Below are 20,156 nucleotides of genomic sequence, written 5' to 3' on the forward strand. Positions count from 1 at the left end.
GTACAGCCCCGTCACGCTGGCACCATGGACGGCATGGACGCAGCCGGGCTCGCGAGCTTCCTCGGCGGTCACGCACCCTTCGACGACCTCCCGCCGGAGACCCTCGCCGAGGTGGCCGGTGCCGCCCGCATCGCCGCGTACGGCGACGGCGCAGAGATCGTGGACGCCTTCGAGCATCCGCGCCAGGAGTTGTACGTGGTGCTCGACGGCCACGTGGACCTGTGGAACTCGCGCGACAACGCCCGTCCCGACGAGCGACTGACCGCGGGCGGCGTCTTCGGCTTCTCCGCCCTGCTCACCCGCCGCTCGGTCGGGCCGCGCGCGGTGGCGGTCGGCGCGACGACGGTCGCGGTGCTGCCCTCGTCGGCGGTCGAGCCGGCGTTCTCCTCCAGCGGCGGCGCCCGCTTCCTCGCCGAGAGCATGTCGCGCCGGGCACCGGTGGGCGACCCGTCCTACGGCGTGGTGGACGAGCTCATCACCCGCGTGCCCATCGTCGTCGGGCCCGACGCGCACGTGGACGACGTCGCCCGGGCCATGACCGAGCGAGACACCGGCTATGCGGCGGTCGACGTGGGCGACGGCACCTACGGGCTGATCACCGACACCGTGCTGCGCCGCAACCTCATCGTCCCCGGCCTGCCCGCCGACACCCGCGTCGGCGACGTCATGGCGCACCCGGCCCTGACGACGCAGAGCGGCGACTCGGCCGCGGGTGCGCTGATCATGCTGCTCGACCGGCAGGCCGACTTCGTGCTCGTCGTCGACCGGGACGGCCGGCTGCGCGGCGCCGCCGCGCCGAGCGACTTCGCGGTGTCGTCCACGACCGCCGGGGTGGCGCTGCGCCAACAGCTCACCCGCGCGGCGAACACCGACGACCTCGTCGAGCGCGCCCGCCGCGTGCCGGCGATGGTGGCCGACCTGCTCTCCCGTGGCCTGCCCACGAGCAAGGTGCTGGCGGTCTACAGCGCCACCGTCGACGCGATCGTGCGCCGCGCCCTCGTGCTGAGCTTCGCCGACCACCCGGATCTCGACCTCGACGCCTTCACCTGGCTGTCGCTGGGCAGCAGCGGCCGGCGCGAGGCCGTCCTCAGCTCCGACCTCGACTCCGCGGTCGCGTTCGCCCGCGACGTCGAGGAGGCGGAGCGGCAGCGCTACCGCAAGGTCTTCGTCGAGGTCGAGCGGGTGATCGCCGCCGCCGGGCTCGGCATCGACACCCACGGCGCCACCGCGTCCCGGCCGCCCTTCAGCCGCGACAACGGGGAGTGGCGGCAGGCCGCGCGCGACTGGCTCGCCGATCCGGTCGCCGGCCAGGGCGCGATCATGACGTCGCTGCTCGTCGACGGCCGCGCGATCCACGGCGACCCGGGACTGCCGGCGGTCACCCGCGTCTTCGCCGACCTGCGCTCGCACCCCGGCACCATGCGGCTGCTGCTGACCGAGTCGCTCGCGCAGCGCGCCAAGCTGCGCTCGGTGCGTGACGTGCTCGCGCGCCGCGGCGGCACCTTCGACGTCAAGACGCACGCGCTGGTGCCCATCGTCAACATCGCCCGATGGGCGGCGCTGAGCGTGGGGTCCTCGGAGCTGCAGACCACCGAGCGGCTCCGCGCGGCGGCGGGGTCGCCGATGCTGCCCGACGACTCCGCAGACGTGCTCGTCGAGGTGTTCGAGGTGCTGCAGCGCATCCGGCTGCGCCATCAGCTGTCCCAGCGCGAGCGCGACCACCAGCCGTCCGACATCGTGACCATGCACCGCCTCTCGCCGATCGACCGCAGCGTCATCGGCCAGGCCGTCCGCGAGATCTCGGCCGTGCAGAAGCGCATGGACAACGTCGCGCAGTACGTTCCCACCGACGAGTGGTCGGTGGTGGAGCGCCAGCGCTAGTTGCCGGCGTTGCCGGCCAGCGTGACGGCGTAGATCTCGCCGGTGCCGCCGCCGGGCAGCGTCAGCGACTGCAGCTGCTTGCCCTCGTCGAGGGGGATGCCCACCGCGAAGAGATTGACCGGCGGCCCGTCGACGCCCTGGCCGGTCTTGATGCGGTGCGCCATCGCGACGGCCACGCTGTTGCCCGTCGCCGGTGAGGACGACGCCCAGTCGCTCAACGCGAAGGGGATCTCCTCGCTCGTGCCGTCGGTGTACGTCGCGGTCACCGTCGAGCTGAGCGCGCCGCCGTGCGCCGCGCCGAGCACGCGGGCCGTCGCGTAGGCACCGGCCGGGACGGCGAGCTGCTGGCGGCGAGCCGTGACGAAGTTCTTGGCCGTGCCGGTCGGGTCGGGCAGCAGCCAGGACGTCCCCGCCGCGGTGTGTCGACCGGCCGCCGGCAGCAGCGCCGCGTCGTAACTCCACCCGCCGCCGTCGAAGTTGCCGGAGTCCGGCGCGTCGGTGGTGGCGGTGCCGTCGAGATCGGCCACGGCACCGAGGTCGAGCGCGCAGTCGGCGCCGTCGGCGCAGGTGACGTCCTGCAGTTCCACCGTGACCGTCTTGGTGACGGTGCGGACGCCGTACGCGCGCATCGTCACCGTGACCGGGTAGCTGCCCGCGGCCGTCCCCTTCGGGACGTCGAGCGTGATCGTGCGGTCGAGCGCCGTCGGCAGTCCGTCCGAGGTGAGGAACTTCGTGGAGTGGGCCGGGTTCGCGCGCCACCCTGCCGGCGGCGTGACGGCGGTCGTCACGATCTTCGCCCCGGGCCACTGGCCGACCGTCGACGCGGTGACGGCGACCGTCCGCGCACCCGTGGCCGCCGCTGCGCCCATGGCGGTCCCCGCGAACGTGACCCGCTCGTCGTCGGCCGTCGGGTCGAGTGACGGCGGGGCATCCGCGGTCCGCGTGCCCCAGCGGCCCGGCGTGGCCGAGACGCGGTAGTCGATCGTGCCGCCGTGCGCGATGCTGCCGAAGCGCAGCCACGTCTTCGACGTCGACGCACCGTCCACCGCGACCGACGAGACGTAGCGGTCGGTGTCGCTGACGCCGGGGGCGGTGACGCGCAGGGTGCCGCCCTGTCGCGAGCCGTACCTGCCGATCGTGACCGTGGTGGAGGGGAACTGCGGCGTCGACAGCACGAACGTGCCCGAGCCGCTCATCGTCGGGTAGATGCCGAGCGAGCTCATCACGTACCAGGACGACATCTCGCCGAGGTCGTCGTTGCCGGTCATGCCGTCCGGGCCGGTGGTGAAGAGCCGGTAGGCGGCTCGGACGACGGTCGCCGCCTTCGCCGGCGCGCCGGCCGAGGTGTAGAAGTACGGCGCGATCAGGTCGGGCTCGTTGTTCGGGTTGTAGGTCGACTTCGCGTAGTAGTCGTAGGGCGAGGAGATCCACTCGTCCTCGATCGTGCTGGCCGGGTCGGCGAGCAGCTTGTCGTAGGCGAAGAACCGGTCGAGCCGCCGCTCGGTCGCCTTGCGGCCGCCGAGCAGGTCGACCAGGCCGGCCGGGTCCTGCGGCACGAGCCAGGTGTACTGGTAGGCGCCGCTCTCGTGGAACTGCTCGTTGCCGCTCACCGGGTCGAAGGGCGAGAGGAACGAGCCGTCGGCGTTGCGGGGGTGGAACTGCTGGATCCGCGCATCCCACAGGTTGCGGTACCACCGGCCCCGCTGGGCGAACGTCGTCGCGTCCTTGGCGTGGCCGAGCTTCCTTGCCATGACCGACAGCGCGGCGTCCGCGGCCGAGTACTCGAGGGTGGCCGACGACGGGTTGTTGCAGTCGCTGTCGCCGCCCTGGTAGACGCAGTCGGTGCGTTGGTCGAGGCCGGACGGGATGTAGCCGAGCTTGCGGTAGTACTCGACGCCGGCGCGGCCGTTGTACTGCGAGTCCTTCGGCGGCAGCTGCGTCGCGTACTTGCGCAGCAGCGCGTAGGCCTCGGCCTCGTGTCCGGCGAGGAAGCCCTTGGACCACAGCTCGACGAGCGTCGGCGTGATCGGGTCACCGGTCATGATGTTGGTCTCGCTGTTCTCCAGTGCCCACCGCGGCAGCCAGCCGCCCTCGCGGCCGATGGCCAGCAGCGACAGCGCGTCGTCGCGGGCGACGTCGGGGCGCAGCAGCTCGAGCAGCTGGTTCTGGGTGCGATAGGTGTCCCACAGCGAGAAGTTCGCCCGCGGCGTCCACCCCTTCGCGGCGTGGATCTTGTCGTCGAAGCCGCGGTACTTCCCGTCGACGTCGCCGCTGAGGTTCGGGTGCAGCAGTGCGTGGTACAGCGAGGTGTAGTAGGCGACCTGCCGCTCGTGGGTGCCGCCGCTGATGCGGGCGAGGCCGAGCTGGCGCTCCCACTGCGCGGTGAGCGCGGTGCGGGTGGCGTCGAAGTCGAAGCCGGTGCCGGTCTCGGCCCTCAGGTTCTTGGTGGCGCCGGCGACGCCGGTGTAGGACAGCCCGACCTTGACCGTGACCTGCTTCGCGTCGCCGCCGAAGGTCACCCAGGCGCCGCGGTTGCCGTCGCCGGACGAGGTCTTCGCCCCCTTGTCGAGGGCGTCGCCGTGCCAGGTGCCGTAGGAGGCGAAGGGCGTGGAGAACGTGGCGACGAAGTGGACGGTGTGCTGGTCGTGGCCGGCGCAGAAGCCGCCGTCGGTGACGCTGCCGGTGAGCGTGTGGTCGTCCACCACCTGGATCGAGGACGTCTGCACCGCCATGTTGGCGTGCCCGGTGTTGAGCAGGACGTTGTGCTGGCCGTCGGCGGGGAAGGTGTAGCGCTGCCAGCCGGTGCGTTCGGTGGCGGTCAGCTCGGCGTCGATGTCGTACCGCGACAGCCCGACGCGGTAGTAACCGGGCGTCGCCTGCTCGTCGTCGTGCGAGAACGCCGACGAGTACTGGTCGTAGTCGCCGGTCGTGACGGCACCGGTCGTCGGCATGATCGGCAGCTCGCCGACGACGCCGCAGCCGACGCCCGACAGGTGCGTCTGGCTGAAACCGTGGATCTTGCTGCCCTTGTAGTCGTAACCGCCCTGGCCGCCGGTGTCGGGGCTGACCTGCACCATCCCGAACGGCGCGCTCGCCCCCGGGAAGGTGTTGCCGAAGTTCTCGGTGCCGATGTAGGGGTTGACCAGACCGGTGAGCGGACCGCCGGCCGGCGCGGCGATCGCGCCCGGCGCGGTGGCGGCGAGGACGCCGCCGAGCGTGACGGCGGCGACCGCGGCACCGACGACGCGGCGAACTGTGGACATGTGGCCTCCAGGCGGGACCGGTTTTGGCGGCCTGACGCAGCATGCTGCGTCAGGCCGCCAAAAGTGGGCTTAGGGGGGTGGGGGACGCTCGCCCGAACCTCGGGGGACGAGCCGGACGGGCAGTCGTTCGTCGCGCGGGGCGCCGGGCGTGCCGTGCAGGTGGTCGAGCAGGCGAGCGGCGCCGGACTCGCCCATTTGCTCGGGGGAGTGGCTGACGACGGTGACCCCGAGCAGGTCGGCGAGCTCGAAGTCGTCGAAACCGACGAGCGCGGGTTTTTGCGCGGTGTCGCGCAAAGCGCGCAGCGTGCCGACGGTGATCCGGTTGTTGGTCGTGAACAGCGCGGTCGGCGGCTCGGGCAGGGCCAGCAGGTCGGCGGCGGCACGACCGGCGGACTCGCTGTCGTGTGAGTCGGCGCGCATGTACCGCTGCCAGTCGGCGATGCCGGCCTCGTGCATCGCGGCCTCGAACCCGGCGACGCGTTCCCGGTGGGTCGGCAGCCGGCTCAGGTCGCCGACGAGCCCGATGCGACGGTGCCCCTGCGCGAGCAGGTGTCGGGTGGCCAGGGCGGCACCGCCGGCGTTGTCGAGTGCGACCGTGTCGGCGGTGATGCCGTGTGGCGGGCGGTCCAGGAACGCGACGGGGACGCCGTGGCGGCGCTCGGCCTCGAGGTGGGCGTGATCGGTGAGGCACGTGGTCAGCAGCAGGCCGCAGACGCGGCGCTCGAGCATCTCGACGGTGAGCTGACGTTCCAGGTCGGCGTCCTCGTCGGTGGAGGCGGTGACGAGCTGCAGACCCTCGCGGCGCAGCCGACGCTCCACGCCGCGCGCGACCCGGGCGTAGAAGGGGTTGGCGACGTCGGCGATGAGCAGGCCGACCGACGTCGAGCGGGCACCGCGGCGCAGCTCGCGGGCGATCACGTTGGGCCGGAAGCCCAGTTCGTCGGCCGCGGCGTGGACCTTCGCCGCGGTCCGCTCGGTCACGTGCGGCTCGCCGTTGAAGACGCGCGACGCCGTCTTCAGGCTCACCCCGGCCAGGCGCGCGACCTCGTCCATCGTGGGACGGGAGCGCGCCGAAGTGGTCACGCCGGGCATCCTGCCCAAACCTTGACAACGCTGTCAATCCGCGAAATGGTCCCGGACGTCGTGCAGCGGGGCGCGACCGGAAAATCGGCAAGGGGACGCCATGTTCGGCACCGACGCAGTGCGACGACCCACCTGCGCGAAGCGGGTACTGGCGATCGTCGGGGGCGCGGCGATCCTGCTCCCCGGGCTCGCCGCGGTCACTCCGGCGGCGGCCGCCGCCCCGGCGCCCGGCGCCTTCCGCACCTCGTTCGAGAGCGGTGAGCCCGCGGGGCTGGCCAGCACCGTCGAGGTCGGCCGCAACGGCAAGCCCGTCCGCAAGGGGATCGAGGCGTCGTCGGCCCACCTGCCCGGCAGCGTGGTCGCCGCCGACACCCCGATCACGGCGTCGGCGGAGAACCCGCCCGGCGAGGTCGCGAAGAACCTGGCCGACGCCGACCCGAAGACCAAGTGGCTGGCGTTCGCGACGTCGGCCACGCTGACCTACCACCTGCCCGCGGCGGCCACCGTCGTCACCTACGGCCTCACCTCCGCCAACGACGCGCCCGACCGTGACCCGGCGGCCTGGACGCTGCAGGGCTCGACCGACGGCACCACGTTCACGACGCTCGACACCCGGGACGCGCAGACGTTCGCCGGCCGGGGCGTGCGCAACACGTACTCCGTGACCGGCCCGAAGTCCTACGCCTGGTACCGGCTCGCGATCAGCGCACCGCACGCGGGCTCGCTGCTGCAGCTCGCCGACCTCGATCTCGCCGCCGCCCCCCAGGGCGGCACGACCGCCGAGCCGATGATCACCGCGACGGGCAACGGCCCGACGGCCGGTCTGAACATCAAGCAGAACGCCGGCTTCACCGGCCTGCACGCCTACCGCTATGCCGGCAAGCAGACCGTGGCGGGCCGGGCCTACGAGACGAACGTGGTCAGCAAGGGCCTCGACGTCCGGGTGGGGCCGCGGACGCGGTTGAGCTACGACATCTTGCCCGAGGACACCGGTTCCCACGAGGCCTACCCGTCGACCTACGCCGCCGTGGACCTGCACTTCACCGACGGCACCTACCTCTCCCAGCTGAGCCCCGTCGACCAGCACGGCGTTCCGCTGACCGCGCGCGGGCAGGGCAAGGGCAAGATCCTCTACGTCGACCAGTGGAACCGCGAGAGCAGCGACATCGGGTCGGTGGCGCGTGGGAAGACCGTCGACCGCGTCCTGCTCGCGTACGACGCGACCAACGCCAAGGCCGACACCGACTTCGCAGGCTGGGTCGACGACGTGACGATCGACCCCGAGCCCAAGCAGGTCGACACCTCGACGCTGACCAACGCCGTCGACACGCGTCGCGGCACCAACGCCTCCGGATCGTTCTCCCGCGGCAACAACCTCCCGATCTCGGCGATGCCCAACGGCTTCACGTTCCTGACCCCGGTCACCGACGCGTCGTCCAACAGCTGGGAGTACTACTACGCGCAGGCCAACGACACCGAGAACCGGCCCCGGCTCCAGGGCTTCTCGGTCTCGCACGAGCCGAGCCCGTGGATGGGCGACCGGAATCAGCTGTCGGTGATGCCGTCGGCGTCGGCCACGCCGACGGGCAGCCCCACCGGCCGCTCGCTCGCGTTCACGCACGACCGCGAGATCGCGCGCCCGGACTACTACAAGGTCGCCTTCCTGAACCGGCTGTACACGGAGATGGCGCCCACGGACCACGGCTCGGTGCTGCGGTTCACCTTCCCCGGCGACTCGGGCTCGCTCGTCTTCGACACCGTGGACAAGAACGGCTCGTTCGTGCTCGACCCCGCCACCGGGACCGTGCACGGCTGGGTCGACAACGGCAGCGGCCTCTCGGTGGGCCGTAGCCGGATGTTCTTCACCGGCACGTTCTCCAGCAAGCCGACGGCGACCGGTGCGGCCGCCGGGGGCAACGCCGACTCGCAGTTTGCGCGGTTCGGCGCAAAGACGGTCGAACTGCGGTTGGCGACGTCGTTCATCAGTCTCGCCCAGGCGCGGCGCAACGCGGACCTCGAGCTGACCGGTCGCAGCTTCGACGCGATCCACAAGTCCGCCACGGCGGCGTGGCAGCAGCGGCTCGGCGTCGTGGAGGTCGACGGTGCCAGTGACGACCAGCTGCGCACCCTCTACGGCAGCCTCTACCGGCTCAACCTGTACCCGAACTCGCAGTTCGAGAACACCGGCACGGCGGCCGCGCCGGTCTACAAGTACGCCAGCCCCACCGCGCCGCGCAGCGACGCCAAACCGAGCGACTCGGAGACCTCGGCCGCCGTGCTCGCCGGCAAGGTGTACGTCAACAACGGCTTCTGGGACACGTATCGCACCGTCTGGCCGGCGTACTCGCTGCTTTACCCGGACGTCGCCGCGGATCTCGTCGACGGGTTCGTGCAGCAGTTCCGCGACGGTGGGTGGGTCGCGCGGTGGTCCTCGCCCGGTTACGCCGACCTGATGACGGGCACGAGCAGCGACGTCGCGTTCGCGGGTGCCTACCTGCGCGGCGTGAAGCTGAAGGATCCGCTCGCCACGTACGAGGCGGCGCTGAAGAACGCGACGACCCTGCCGTCGGCCAGCGGCGTCGGGCGCAAGGGCCTCGCGACCTCGCTGTTCCGCAAGTACACCGACACCGGGACGGGCGAGTCGGTCTCCTGGCAGCTCGAGGGTGACATCAACGACGCGGGGCTGGCGCAGATGGCGGCCCAGCTCGCGAAGGACCCACGGGTGCCCGCCGCGCGGCGCGCGCAGCTGCGCGACGAGGCGGCGTACCTCGCCGACCGTGCCGGGCAGTACGTCAACCTCTTCGACAAGTCGGTCGGCTTCTTCCAGGGCCGCAAGGCCGACGGCTCGTTCAACGAGAGCAAGGACGAGTACGACCCCGAGGCGTGGGGCGGCGTCTACACCGAGACCGACGGCTGGAACTTCGCGTTCCACGCGCCGCAGGACGGTCAGGGCCTGGCCGACCTCTACGGCGGTCGCAAGGCGCTCGCGAAGAAGCTCGACGCGTTCTTCTCGACGCCGGAGCTCGCGAACAAGCCGGGCGGGTACGGCGGCGTCATCCACGAGATGGTCGAGGCGCGGGCCGTGCGCATGGGGCAGTACGGCCACAGCAACCAGGTCTCGCACCACATCCCGTACATGTACGACTACGTGCAGCAGCCGTACAAGACGCAGCGGCTCGTCCGCGAGGTCATGCAGCGGCTCTACGTCGGGTCGGAGATCGGCCAGGGCTACACCGGCGACGAGGACAACGGCGAGATGTCGGCGTGGTACGTGCTGTCGTCGCTGGGCCTCTACCCGCTGCAGTCCGGCTCGCCGAACTGGGCGGTCGGCAGCCCGCTGTTCGACCGGGTGGTCGTGCACCGCAGCACCGGCGACCTGACGATCAACGCCCGTCACAACAGCACGAGCAACGTCTACGTGCAGTCGCTGAAGATCGACGGCCGCAAGCACGCCTCGACCTCGGTGTCGACGGCCGAGCTCGCCGGCGTCACCGACGTCGACTTCACGATGGGGTCGTCGCCGTCGACGTGGGGTACGGGCAAGAACGCCGTCCCGGATTCGCCGACGAGCGGCACGAAGGCGCCGCAGCCGGACGAGGACGCGACCAGCGGTGGTGTCGGCACGCTGACCGCCGCCAACGGCCAGGACATCGATGCCCTCACCGACGACGACTCGACGACGCAGACGACCTTCCGCGACGGGATACCGACGCTGTCGTGGACGGCCAACGGGTCGTCGCAGCGGGTGTCGAGATACACGCTGACGTCCGGCTCGGCCAAGGGTGACCCGTCGTCGTGGACGCTCGAGGGCTCGACGAACGGTCGCCGGTGGACGACGGTGGACTCGCGCTCGGGGCAGACGTTCCCGTGGCGCGGCGAGACCCGACCGTTCTCGGTCGCGCACCCGCGCGCCTACACGCAGTACCGGCTGCTGTTCACCGGTGGCGGGACGACGTCGCTGGCCGAGGTCGAGCTGCTCGTGAAGCCCGGCTCGTCGGGCAGCGGCACGCTCGCGGTGACGCCGACGAAGAAGGCGTTGACCACGCGCACCGGCTCGTCGCTGACCGCGACGCTGGGCACGTTCGTCGCGGCCAAGGGCAGCACGGCCGACGACTACAGCGCGACCCTGGACTGGGGTGACGGCACGACGTCGGCGGGCACGCTCAATGCCGGCCAGCTCAACTCCTACTCGGTGCGCGGTACCCACGAGTACGCGAAGCCGGGGTTCTACCGGGTGGCGGTCACCGTCACGAACGGCGGCCGGACGGCCACCGGGTTCGCCGGGATCACGGTCGCGAAGGCGGCCACCGGTGGGATCGTGCCGGGCTTCGACGGCGTCTGCATCGCCGACGACGGTGTGAAGGTCGACTGCGACGGCGGCGGCTACTCCTACTCCCGGCAGGCGTTGGCGGCGGCCGGTGCGGCCCAGGGTGACTCGGTGGCCGTGCCCGGGACCTCGCTGCACTTCACGCTCCCGGCGGTCGCCGCCGGCACGCCGGACAACGCCAAGGGCAGCGGGCAGACCATCCCGGTCGACCTGCCGAAGGACGCCACCAAGATCGCCTTCATCGGTGCCGGCACGGAGGGCGACCAGAAGGCGACCGCGACCCTGACCTACAGCGACGGGTCGAGCGAGTCCGTCCCGATGAACTTCCCGGACTGGACGCTCGGCGGTGGCGGCGCGGTGCCGAGCGGGTACACGGCCGTCGCGGCGACGCAGTACCGGCTCGACGAGGGCGGGCGGGACGGTGCGAAGCCGTACCTGTTCGCCGCGCCGACCATCACGCTGACGGCGGGTAAGACGCTGACCGGTGTCGTCATGCCCCAGCAACCGGGCACCGAGAAGGACCAGGGTCGCGTGCACGTCTTCGCGATCGCCGACGACGGCACGCCGGCGCCGGCGCTGCGCACGACGGCGGCCGACGACGCGAACGCCACCACCGGCAGCGCCGCGTCGCTGACGCTGGGCAAGGCGACCGGTGGTTCGGGCGATCGCAGTGCCCGGGTGCAGTGGGGTGACGCGTCGCCGACCGCGGACGCCACGATCGGCGCCGACGGCACGGTGACCGGCTCGCACACGTGGACCGCGCCGGGCAGCTACACCGTCCATGTCACGGTCTCCGACGGGCAGAGCAGCGACACCACCGCGCTGACCGTCACCGTGGCCGACCGGACGACGCAGACCGTGTCGGTGCGCGACTCGGCCCGCCCGGGCACGTCGCTCGCGGTCACCGGCCGGGGCTTCCGGCCGGGGGAGACGGTGGCGGTCGCGCTGGCGACACCGCGGGCGGCGACCACGACCGTCACCGCGGACGGCTCGGGGCGTATCGCGGCCACCGTGCCGGTCGCGTCCGCCGCGGCCGCCGGCGTCTACGCGGTGACGGCCACCGGATCGTCGACCAGGACGCCGGCCACGGCGACCACCTCGGTGACCGACCCGGTGCTCACCGCCGACGCCCCGCAGGTGCGCTCGACGCTCGTGCTGTCGTCCACCACGGCCACGCCGGGGGAGCGGGTGACGGCCAGCGGCACCGGCTACCGTCCGAACCGGGTCGTCACGGTGTCGGCAACCACGGCCGACGGGGCCACGGTCACGCTGGGGCAGGCCCGGGCGAATCCGGACGGCGTCGTCACGACGTCGTTCGTGATCCCGAACCGGCGGCTGGTCAGCGTGGGCACCGACAACGCGGCGGCGCAGTCGACGCCGCGGGCCCGGACCCCGTTCGCGATCGTGGCGACGCCGCACGGCACCGACCGGTAGAGCGTTGATCAAGAGGGCGTCGTGGTGGCCAGGGCGACCACGACGCCCTCTTGATCACGGAGCAGGGTCAGGCGTTCCAGCCGTGCCAGCTGTCGATGCGCAGGTGGGTGTAGACGCGCGGGCTCTCCCGGTTGGGGTAGGGCTTGCCGTTGTAGTGCTGCGAGAGCCGGTCGATCTGGCGCAGCCCCTCGTCGTCGACGATCTCGCCGACCCGCCCCTGGACGCTGACGTGGGTGTACCAGTTCCCCTCGGCCAGGGCGGTCAGCGAGACGCGCGGGTCACGGCGCAGGTGGTTCAGCCGCGCGCGGGTCGCGTCGAGGCCGAGCAGGATGCTGCCGTCGTCCTCGAGCAGGTACCAGGTGGCGACGGTGACGGGCCGGCCGTCCTTCGCGATCGTCGCCATCACGGCGGGGTTGGGCTCGGCGAGCAGGTCGCGGACGTGGTCGGGCAGGTCGGGCATCGTGGGCTCCTCCCGGTCGGGTGGTCGAGGGACGGTCAGGCGACGTCGACGCCGAAGTCGCGCGCGATGCCGGCCAGCCCGGCGTCGTAACCCTGACCGACGGCGCGGAACTTCCACTCGCCGCGCATCCGGTACAGCTCGCCGAAGATCATCGCGGTCTCGGTGGAGGCGTCCTCGGACAGGTCGTAGCGCGTGATCTCCTGACCGTCGGCGGAGTTCACGACACGGATGAACGCTCGGCGCACCTGCCCGAAGTTCTGGCCCCGCGCGTGCGCGTCGTGGATCGAGACGGCCACCACGATGCGCTCCACGCTCTGCGGCACGGTCGCGAGGTCGACCGCGATCTGCTCGTCGTCCTCGAAGCCGGAGCCGCCGGTCAGGTTGTCGCCCTGGTGCTCGACCGAGCCGTCGGGCGAGGTCAGGTTGTTGTAGAAGACGAAGTGCTCGTCGGAGGGCACCTTGTCGTCGGCCCCGAGCAGCAGGGCCGACGCGTCGAGGTCGAAGTCGGCACCGGTCGACGAACGGGCCTGCCACCCGAGCCCGACGATGACGGCGGTGAGGCCCGGCGCCTCCTTGCTGAGCGAGACGTTCCCGCCCTTGCCCAGGGTCACGCTCATGCCGCGTCCTCGTCTCGGCAGTCAGCTCGACACGCGTCGCTCATCCGGCGGCCTCCTCGATCGTCGGGGACGGGGGCGCGGTGGTGACCCAGCGCAGCCCGCGCACCAGGGCGCCGCCGGCGGCGCGGACGACCGTCGCCTCGGCGACGGGCAGGTAGGGCAGCCGCAGCGGCCAGCGGGTCCAGGCCGGCAACGAGGCGACGGCGGCCGAGCCCAGCACGGCGTAGGGCGGCCGCGCGACCACCGGCAGCGGCGGGCGGACCAGCAGGAAGCGGGCGGCGGCGCGGGCCTCGGGCGTCCCGGCGAGCTCGGGGCGGTAGGCGGCGAGCTGTTCGGCGAGCTCGGCCACGGTCTCGGGCGGGTCGAGCACGCCCAGCTTGCGAGCGACGACCGCGGTGTCGGCGACGTAACCGTCCTGGCCGGCCGCGTCCAGGGGGTGCGAGCCGTAACGCTGGTGGGTGCGCAGGAAGCTGTCGACCTCGGCCAGGTGCACCCAGCTCAGCAGGTGCGGGTCGGCCGCGCGGTAGCGCCGACCGTCGGGCGCGACGCCCTGCACCCGTCGGTGGATGCCGCGCACGCGGGCCACCGCGTGCTCGGCGTCCTCGGCCAGCCCGAAGGTCGTCACGGCGAGGAAGTAGCTGGTGCGCTGTAGCCGACCCCACGGGTCGCCGCGGTAGTCCGAGTGCCCGGCCACGCCGGCCATGGCCAGCGGGTGCAGCGACTGCAGCAGCAGGGCGCGCAGGCCGCCGACGAACATCGAGGAGTCGGCGTGCACCTGCCGGATCGGCCGGTCGGGCGGGAACCAGCGCTCGCCGGGTGTCAGGTGGATGCGGTCGCGGTGCTGCGGGCCCTCGCTGCCGGCGACCCGCTCGAACACCACGCGGCCGAGACGCTCTCGCAGGTTCGGGGGCATCGTCCCATCATGCCTGCGGGGCTCCGTCGTTCGCGAGACGGTCGCTGGCAGGATCGTGAGCATGACGCTCGACAGCGATGTGTCCGGGGCCTGGCTGACCCGCGAGGAGATGGAGTCCGCGCGGCAGCGGCTGCCGATCCTCTACGTGGACGCCGTGCCCGTGCGGGTGGACGAGGCCGGCGAGGTCACCGAGGTCGGCCTGCTGCTGCGCGCCGACGAGGAGGGCAACATCAGCCGGGCGCTGGTCTCGGGCCGCGTGCTCTACGGCGAACGGGTGCGGCAGGCCCTGCTGCGGCACCTGGAGAAGGACCTCGGCCCGCTCGCCCTGCCCCGCGTGCCGACCTCGCCGCAGCCGTTCACGGTCGCCGAGTACTTCCCGGTGCCGGGCATCACGCCGTTCCACGACTCGCGCCAGCACGCGGTGTCGCTCGCGTTCGTCATCCCGGTGGAGGGCGACTGCCAGCCCCGCCAGGACGCCCTCGAGATCACCTGGATGGCGCCGCACGAGGCGCGTGACCACCGCGTGCTCGCCGACATGGTCGGTGGCCAGGGCACGCTGCTGCAGCACGCCCTGGCCCACGTCGGGGTCTGAGCCGCGTCAGCCCGTCGCGCGATAGGTGTAGTCGTCGCCGACGGCGACACAGCGCTGAGGGCTGCCGCACGCGAGATCGTGCAGGTTCCACGCTGTCGGCGGCACGGCCGACGGATCGAGCATCCTGGCGTCGGACCAGGTCCGGCCGTCGAAGCCGCGGACCCAGTCGTTCAGGGCGAGGGTGCACGATGTCGGGGTCGCGCACGACAAGGCGGTCGGCCCGTCGTAGTCGTGGCCGACCGGGGCCGGCGCGCTCCACCGCGTGCCCGACAGCACGAAGGCCTGGCTGCCGTCGGTGGGGTGTATGCCACTGGCCGAGACGAACACGCAATGGCGGACCTTCGGGCACGAGATCTGGGCCTCGCCGCCGTAGCCGGCACTCGGGTCGAGCAGCTGTCGTGGCGACCACGACCGGCCGTCGAAGGTCCACACACTGCCGCCGGCCGCGCCGAGGCAGAAGGTGGCCGACGCGCAGGAGAGCTGCGTCGGGTGGACCTGTGTCGCGACCTCGTGCCATGTGCCGTCCCAGGTGACGGTGCGGCTGCGACCAAGGCCGACGCACGAACCGTCCGGGGCGCAGGAGAGCGTCTGCACGGCCTCCGGCGGAGCCGGGGTCAGGCGCCAGGTGCTGCCGTCGAAGCGCGCCGCCCGACCGTCCCGGGTGACGGCGAGGCAGGAGGACGCGGACGAGCACGCGATGTCGCCGTCGACGTTGCGGACCGGGAACACCCGGGTGGGCTCGGCCCAGTCGGCGCCGGCCGCCGAGGTGCGGACGTTGCCGTCGGTGTCGAGCCGGGCGCAGAACGAGCCGGCGCACGAGACCGCCGTCGCCCAGCCGTCGCTCGGGAGCGCCGACGCGGGTGCCGACCAGGTGGCTCCGTCGTAGTCCGAGGCGAGGCCCGAGCTGTCGCCGGCGACGCAGTCGGTCACGGTGGCGCAGTCGAAGGCCTCGTCGTAGAAGACCGGGTCACTGTTCGTCGGCGCGGCGGGCGAGTCGCTCCACGTGGTCCCGTCGAACGTCACGGACCGGCCCCAGTAGTCGATCGCCACGCACCGGGTGTCGGGGCAGGCGACCCGGTGACCGTTCCGATGCGCGAAGACCATGCTCCGGGTCCACGCCGCGTCGCTGAGCATCGTGACGCCGCCCATGCGGTCGACGGCCGCGCAGTGCTCGTCGGAGCTGCAGTCGAGGTCGGCGATGTAGTCGGCGTCCGGCTCGGTGTGCGTGCTCCAGGCACCATCGGCCCAGACGGCCACCGTCTCGCGGCGGGCGGCGGCACACCAGTTCGTCCTCGGGCACGACACGTGGTCGGCGCCGCCGGCGAGCGCCAGCGACGTCCAGGAACCGTTCGCCAGCTGCCAGGCGCCGGCGTCACCGACGGCGACGCAGCTCTCCGGCTCGGCGCAGCTGACGTCGAGGACCGAAGAGCCGACGTCGGGCAGGCTCGACCAGGTCGTGCCGTCCCACTGCCATCCCAGCCCGCTGGCGGCGAGGGCCACGCACGACGTCGTGGTGGGGCAGGACAGCGCGTGCAATGTCTGGCCGGCGACGACCTGGGTGGCCGGCCCCCACGTCGTGCCGGTGCGCACCGCGAAGTCGTGCCCGTCGATGCCGAAGCAGGTACCGGCAACGGGACAGGAGATGCCTTCGAACCAGCCGCGGTTGTGGTCGGTGACCCGACCCACGTGCCAGCTCTGCCGGTTCGGCTGCCGGTAGTAGAAGTTCGAATGCGCCGAGCCGCCGGGCGTGACGACGGTGAGACGAACCGTGCCCGGCGCGTGCTTGGGAGTGGTGACGTGGACGGTCCGCTCCCCCGCGACGGAGAACCTGGCGTTCGTAGCGCCGAAGGTCACGGCGGTGACGCCGCCGCGGAACCGGCCGGAGACGGTCACGTCGGTGCCGCCTGCCGCGGGGCCGTCGCCGGCGTCCAGTCCGGTGATGCTCGGCGACGCCAGGTAACGGATGTCGTCGGCGACGGTGTTGGCGGACGTGCCGAAGTCGGTCCGGATTCGGACGCTGGCGGTGCCGGCGGCGTGCGCGGGAAGGATGGCGGCGATCCTGGTGCTCGAATAACGGTGGACGGACCTCGCCGCCCGGCCGCCGACGGTGACCGATCGGATGCGCATGAGGTGGGCGCCTCGGATGGTGACCCGAGCGCCGCGGAGGGGCGATGTCGTGCGCGAGAGGGCGGTGACGTCCGGGCCCTGGCCGAAGGTGAATCTCGCCCGGGACGTGGCCTTCGACGTGCCGGAGCGGGTCTCGACGCGAACCGCGTACGTCCCCGGCTCCAGCGGGGGGACCTGGACGCGCAGCCGGGTCGGCGACAGCACCCGGACATGCGGCGAGATGTCGTACCCGAACGTCACCCGAGGGTGGCGCCCGGCGAAGTGACGACCGCGGACGAGCAAGACCTGCCGGCCGGCACCGGTGTTGTGATGAGCCGACAGCGCGGTGACGACGGGCTTGGCCCGCGACGCGGCGGCGGCCGAGCCGGGGGCGGCGGCCAGGCCGATCACGGCGGCCAAGGCGGCGCAGACGGCGAACAGGCGCCGATGTGAGTTCATTGTTACGTACCCTCCCGGCGGGAGTGTAGAGGCGCGGGGGGCGTTTCGCGGAGGGTCTTTGGTCATGTCCGCCTATGACCGGACATGGGTCGCCAGGAGCGCCCGGAACGGACCAAGAAGTCAGAGCCGGGACAGCAGGGCCGGCACGGCCTCGCCGATCGGCTCGCGGATGACCTCGTCGGCGAGGTCGTCGTACGGCGTCGGCTCGGCGTTGACGATGACGATCCGCGCGCCGGCGCGCGCGGCGAGGTCGACCAGGCCGGCCGCCGGGTGGACCTGCAGCGACGTGCCGATCGCGACGAACACCTCGGCCGCCCGCGCCGCCGCGGACGCCTGGACCAGCACGCTCTCGTCGAGCAGCTGCCCGAACATCACGGTCGCGGTCTTGAGGATGCCGCCGCAGCCGACGCAGCGCGGGTCCGGGTCGCCGGCGGCGAGTCGGTCCAGCGCCTGCTGCGTCGTGGAGCCCGCCCCGCACTCGATGCACACGGCCTCGACCATGTTGCCGTGCAGCTCGAGCACCCGGTTCGACGGTGAGCCCGCCCGCTGATGCAGCCGGTCGACGTTCTGCGTGACGATCCACGTGTCGGGGCGGGCGGCGAGTGCCCGGTGGGCGACGTTGGGCTCGGCGTTCCAGGCCGGGTTGGCCTGCCGGGCCAGCCAGGACCGGCGCCGGATCTCGGGGTCGGCGACGTAGTAGTCGTAGGTCACGAGCAACTCGTTGTCGGGGTCTTCCCGCCACAGTCCTTGCGGCCCGCGGTAGTCGGGGATGCCGGAGTCGGTCGAGATACCGGCACCCGTGAGCACGGTCAGCGAAACGGCCACGCAGCCAGCCTACGAAGCGGTGGTGTAGGCAGGACCGATGATTCGCAACGTGGTGCTGGGCCGGGTACGCGACGACCTCGACGACGCGGGCCGACAGGCGCTGGACGAGGGGCTCGCCGGCATCGGCGGGCTCGTGCTGCCCGGCTTGATCGCCACCCGCCTCGGCTACGACCTCGCCCTGCGTGAGGGTGGCTGGAGCTTCGCCATCACCAACGACTGGGCCGACGCCGAGGCCTACCGCGCCTACGACGCCGACGCCGAGCACAACCGCTACCGGGCCGCGGTGGTTGCGGCCTGCGAGCAGGTGGCGCGCGTGCAGTTCGAGATCTGACCCGGACGCCGGCGGCGACCCCACGGGATCACGCCTCCTCGTCGACGCAGCGCGACGGCCGCGTGTCGTCGTGATCGACCGCCCGGTGCGGCGTGACGCCGTCGAACATCGCCGCGAGCAGCCCGCCGACGCCGTCGGCGATGCCGGCGACCGACACGACGGCCTGCGCCAGCACCGGGCCGGTGAGCGCGACCGGCGAGACCGTCTGCTGCACCACGACGATGTCGTCGATGAGCTGCACCGACGCGCTGAGCGCCCGGACGTTGATGTCGTTGAGCTCGGCGAGCAGGCCCGGTGACGGGGTGAGCTCGTAGGCCGCGTGCGCGAGCACCCGCACCATCGTCGGCGGCCCGTCGATCACCGACACCCAGCACGCGGCCGTGCCGTGCCGGAACGGGATGTCGCCGTCTCGGTCGACCTCGACCCGGCACACGCCCCACTCGCGCCGCAGCAGTTGCTCGACGTGCGATCGCACCCACATCAGCTCGGTCATGCCGTCTCCCCTCGACGACGACACCGTGCCAGCAGGGTCCGACAGTTTTCGATCGCAGGTGCGAGCCGGGCTCGAGGGGTGCCCGGCCCGGCGGGTCAGCCCGCCGACGAGTAGTGCGACGCGTCGCCCTTGCGCACGACCGACCGGGTGCCGTCGACCGCCACCGGCACCGGGCCGGCGAGCGTGATGCGGTGCAGCCGGCGGGGGCGGTCGTCGTAGTCGTCGACGGCGTAGTGCTGGGTGGCCATGTTGTCCCAGATGGCGACGTCGCCGTCGCTCCACGACCAGCGCACGGTGTTGTCCAGCCGCGTGACGTGCCGCTGCAGCAGGGCGAACAGGTCCTGCGAGTCCTGCGTCGACAGCCCGACGAAGCGGCGGATGAAGTGACCGAGCAGCAGCGTCCGATCGCCGGTCACGGGGTGCACGCGCACGGCGGGGTGCTCGGTCTCGAACTCGAGGTGCTCGAACTCCGCGCGGTAAGCCTGCTCCTGGACGTCGATGCCACCGATGCGCGTCTCATCGACCTCGGCGGCGTAGTCGTAGCGGTTCGAGTGGACCGCCCACAGCCGCTCGACGAGTGCCTGCAGCCCGGGGTGCAGCTGCTCGTAGGCGCGGGTGGTGTTCGCCCAGACGGTCGTGCCGCCGTACGGCGGCAGGGTGATCGCGCGGAGGATGCTCGCCGCCGGGATGCGGTCGACGAACGTGACGTCGGTGTGCCAGCTGTTGGCCTTGCTCTGGTCGGAGTCGATGGGCAGCACGGCGTCGCCGTCGCCGGCGACCGTCGGGTGCGGCTTGGTGACCTCGCCGAGCTGTACGGCGAAGGCGCGCTGGTCGGCGTCGGTGGCGTGGTGCTGGCCGGGCAGGAAGACCACCTTGTGGGCGGCGATCGCGGCCTTGATCTCGACGACCTGGCGTGGCTCGAGCGCGGCGCCCACGCGGACGCCCTCGATCGTGGCGCCCAGGTGGGCGCCCACCTTGCGCACGGTGATCGTGTCGTAGCCGGGCAGGTCGGCGGTGCGGAGGCCGTCGGTGCGGAGATCGTCGGTGGGGAGGTCGTCGGTGGGGAGGTCGTCGGTGGAGCGGTCGTCGGTGCGGTCGAGCTGTGTGGTCACGGGTCGTCCTTGTCGTCGGTGCGTCGCAGCACGTGAGGGAGCGGGGGCCGGTGTCGCGGCGAACGGCCTGCCTCGACGGGTCGCCCGGGGCGTCCGTCTCAGCGGCTGAACGCGTCCGAACATCGGTTGGCCTCGGCGTCGCCGTCGCGCACCGTGCCGATCTCGCGAGTGCGGGCGAACCGCCGGCGTCCGGTGAGCAGGGGTGCCGCGTCGCGCACGTGACCACCCCTTCCGACGCAGCCACGGGGCCGCATCCCACC

13 protein-coding genes are annotated in these 20,156 nt (G+C 72.4%); 4 read left to right on the forward strand and 9 right to left on the reverse strand.

Going from position 1 to position 20,156, the window contains the following annotated elements; translation table 11 throughout:
- Positions 1 to 33: 33 nt before the first annotated feature.
- On the forward strand, positions 34 to 1,881 hold the full coding sequence (locus BUE29_RS14675; RefSeq protein ID WP_084181274.1) for a putative nucleotidyltransferase substrate binding domain-containing protein: 1,848 nt from the start codon (positions 34 to 36) through the stop codon (positions 1,879 to 1,881).
- Here the strand turns inward: BUE29_RS14675 and BUE29_RS14680 are convergent.
- Both BUE29_RS14680 and BUE29_RS14685 read right to left on the reverse strand, forming a co-directional pair.
- Positions 1,878 to 5,144 carry a GH92 family glycosyl hydrolase gene (locus tag BUE29_RS14680; protein ID WP_073391209.1) on the reverse strand — a complete coding sequence of 1,089 codons (3,267 nt, stop codon included), beginning with the start codon at positions 5,142 to 5,144 and terminating at the stop codon, positions 1,878 to 1,880. The genes BUE29_RS14675 and BUE29_RS14680 overlap by 4 nt on opposite strands.
- 69 nt (positions 5,145 to 5,213) lie before the next feature.
- On the reverse strand, positions 5,214 to 6,236 hold the full coding sequence (locus tag BUE29_RS14685) for a LacI family DNA-binding transcriptional regulator (protein WP_073391210.1): 1,023 nt from the start codon (positions 6,234 to 6,236) through the stop codon (positions 5,214 to 5,216).
- Positions 6,237 to 6,327: 91 nt separating this feature from the next.
- Between BUE29_RS14685 and BUE29_RS14690 the strand changes: the two genes are divergently transcribed.
- On the forward strand, positions 6,328 to 11,988 hold the full coding sequence (locus BUE29_RS14690; RefSeq protein ID WP_073391211.1) for a GH92 family glycosyl hydrolase: 5,661 nt from the start codon (positions 6,328 to 6,330) through the stop codon (positions 11,986 to 11,988).
- A 67-nt stretch (positions 11,989 to 12,055) separates the two neighbouring features.
- On the opposite strand, the gene BUE29_RS14695 is transcribed toward BUE29_RS14690, so the two are convergent.
- From BUE29_RS14695 to BUE29_RS14705, 3 genes are read right to left on the reverse strand one after another with little or no spacing between them, the layout of a single operon-like run.
- The gene (locus BUE29_RS14695; protein WP_073391212.1) at positions 12,056 to 12,448 is read right to left on the reverse strand and encodes a PPOX class F420-dependent oxidoreductase; all 393 of its coding nucleotides are present in this window, start codon (positions 12,446 to 12,448) and stop codon (positions 12,056 to 12,058) included.
- Between the two features lie 35 nt (positions 12,449 to 12,483).
- Complete coding sequence (locus BUE29_RS14700) at positions 12,484 to 13,065, reverse strand: TerD family protein (RefSeq protein ID WP_073391213.1); 582 nt, start codon at positions 13,063 to 13,065, stop codon at positions 12,484 to 12,486.
- A 40-nt stretch (positions 13,066 to 13,105) separates the two neighbouring features.
- Complete coding sequence (locus BUE29_RS14705) at positions 13,106 to 13,978, reverse strand: oxygenase MpaB family protein (RefSeq protein ID WP_073391214.1); 873 nt, start codon at positions 13,976 to 13,978, stop codon at positions 13,106 to 13,108.
- Between the two features lie 61 nt (positions 13,979 to 14,039).
- On the opposite strand from BUE29_RS14705, the gene BUE29_RS14710 reads away from it, so the two are divergent.
- Positions 14,040 to 14,570, forward strand: coding sequence for an NUDIX hydrolase family protein (locus tag BUE29_RS14710; protein ID WP_073391215.1), 531 nt, complete (start codon positions 14,040 to 14,042; stop codon positions 14,568 to 14,570).
- A gap of 6 nt (positions 14,571 to 14,576) precedes the next feature.
- Here the strand turns inward: BUE29_RS14710 and BUE29_RS14715 are convergent, their stop codons facing one another.
- Both BUE29_RS14715 and BUE29_RS14720 read right to left on the reverse strand, forming a co-directional pair.
- Entirely contained in the window at positions 14,577 to 17,135 is a 2,559-nt protein-coding gene (locus tag BUE29_RS14715; protein WP_073391216.1) for an IPT/TIG domain-containing protein, read from the reverse strand.
- A 120-nt stretch (positions 17,136 to 17,255) separates the two neighbouring features.
- On the reverse strand, positions 17,256 to 17,960 hold the full coding sequence (locus BUE29_RS14720; protein WP_073391217.1) for an SIR2 family NAD-dependent protein deacylase: 705 nt from the start codon (positions 17,958 to 17,960) through the stop codon (positions 17,256 to 17,258).
- 37 nt (positions 17,961 to 17,997) lie between these two features.
- On the opposite strand from BUE29_RS14720, the gene BUE29_RS14725 reads away from it, so the two are divergent.
- Positions 17,998 to 18,291 (forward strand): antibiotic biosynthesis monooxygenase family protein, encoded by a 294-nt coding sequence (locus tag BUE29_RS14725; RefSeq protein WP_073391218.1) that lies wholly within the window; start codon positions 17,998 to 18,000, stop codon positions 18,289 to 18,291.
- Positions 18,292 to 18,319: 28 nt separating this feature from the next.
- Here BUE29_RS14725 and BUE29_RS14730 read toward each other — a convergent pair whose 3' ends face one another.
- Both BUE29_RS14730 and BUE29_RS14735 read right to left on the reverse strand, forming a co-directional pair.
- Complete coding sequence (locus BUE29_RS14730) at positions 18,320 to 18,784, reverse strand: T3SS (YopN, CesT) and YbjN peptide-binding chaperone 1 (protein ID WP_073391219.1); 465 nt, start codon at positions 18,782 to 18,784, stop codon at positions 18,320 to 18,322.
- Positions 18,785 to 18,879: 95 nt separating this feature from the next.
- The gene (locus BUE29_RS14735; RefSeq protein ID WP_073391534.1) at positions 18,880 to 19,791 is read right to left on the reverse strand and encodes a TauD/TfdA dioxygenase family protein; all 912 of its coding nucleotides are present in this window, start codon (positions 19,789 to 19,791) and stop codon (positions 18,880 to 18,882) included.
- Between the last annotated feature and the right edge of the window lie 365 nt (positions 19,792 to 20,156).

The organism is Jatrophihabitans endophyticus (genome assembly GCF_900129455.1).
Taxonomy (GTDB): Bacteria; Actinomycetota; Actinomycetes; order Mycobacteriales; family Jatrophihabitantaceae; genus Jatrophihabitans; species Jatrophihabitans endophyticus.

Excerpts from the sequence above, each read along its gene's own strand:
- BUE29_RS14730 (WP_073391219.1), bottom strand. The coding sequence starts at position 18,784 with ATGACCGAGCTGATGTGGGTGCGATCGCACGTCGAGCAACTGCTGCGG.
- BUE29_RS14685 (WP_073391210.1), bottom strand. The coding sequence starts at position 6,236 with ATGCCCGGCGTGACCACTTCGGCGCGCTCCCGTCCCACGATGGACGAG.
- BUE29_RS14705 (WP_073391214.1), bottom strand. The coding sequence starts at position 13,978 with ATGCCCCCGAACCTGCGAGAGCGTCTCGGCCGCGTGGTGTTCGAGCGG.
- BUE29_RS14725 (WP_073391218.1), top strand. The coding sequence starts at position 17,998 with ATGATTCGCAACGTGGTGCTGGGCCGGGTACGCGACGACCTCGACGAC.
- BUE29_RS14680 (WP_073391209.1), bottom strand. The coding sequence starts at position 5,144 with ATGTCCACAGTTCGCCGCGTCGTCGGTGCCGCGGTCGCCGCCGTCACG.
- BUE29_RS14695 (WP_073391212.1), bottom strand. The coding sequence starts at position 12,448 with ATGCCCGACCTGCCCGACCACGTCCGCGACCTGCTCGCCGAGCCCAAC.
- BUE29_RS14690 (WP_073391211.1), top strand. The coding sequence starts at position 6,328 with ATGTTCGGCACCGACGCAGTGCGACGACCCACCTGCGCGAAGCGGGTA.
- BUE29_RS14710 (WP_073391215.1), top strand. The coding sequence starts at position 14,040 with ATGACGCTCGACAGCGATGTGTCCGGGGCCTGGCTGACCCGCGAGGAG.
- BUE29_RS14715 (WP_073391216.1), bottom strand. The coding sequence starts at position 17,135 with ATGAACTCACATCGGCGCCTGTTCGCCGTCTGCGCCGCCTTGGCCGCC.
- BUE29_RS14675 (WP_084181274.1), top strand. The coding sequence starts at position 34 with ATGGACGCAGCCGGGCTCGCGAGCTTCCTCGGCGGTCACGCACCCTTC.
- BUE29_RS14700 (WP_073391213.1), bottom strand. The coding sequence starts at position 13,065 with ATGAGCGTGACCCTGGGCAAGGGCGGGAACGTCTCGCTCAGCAAGGAG.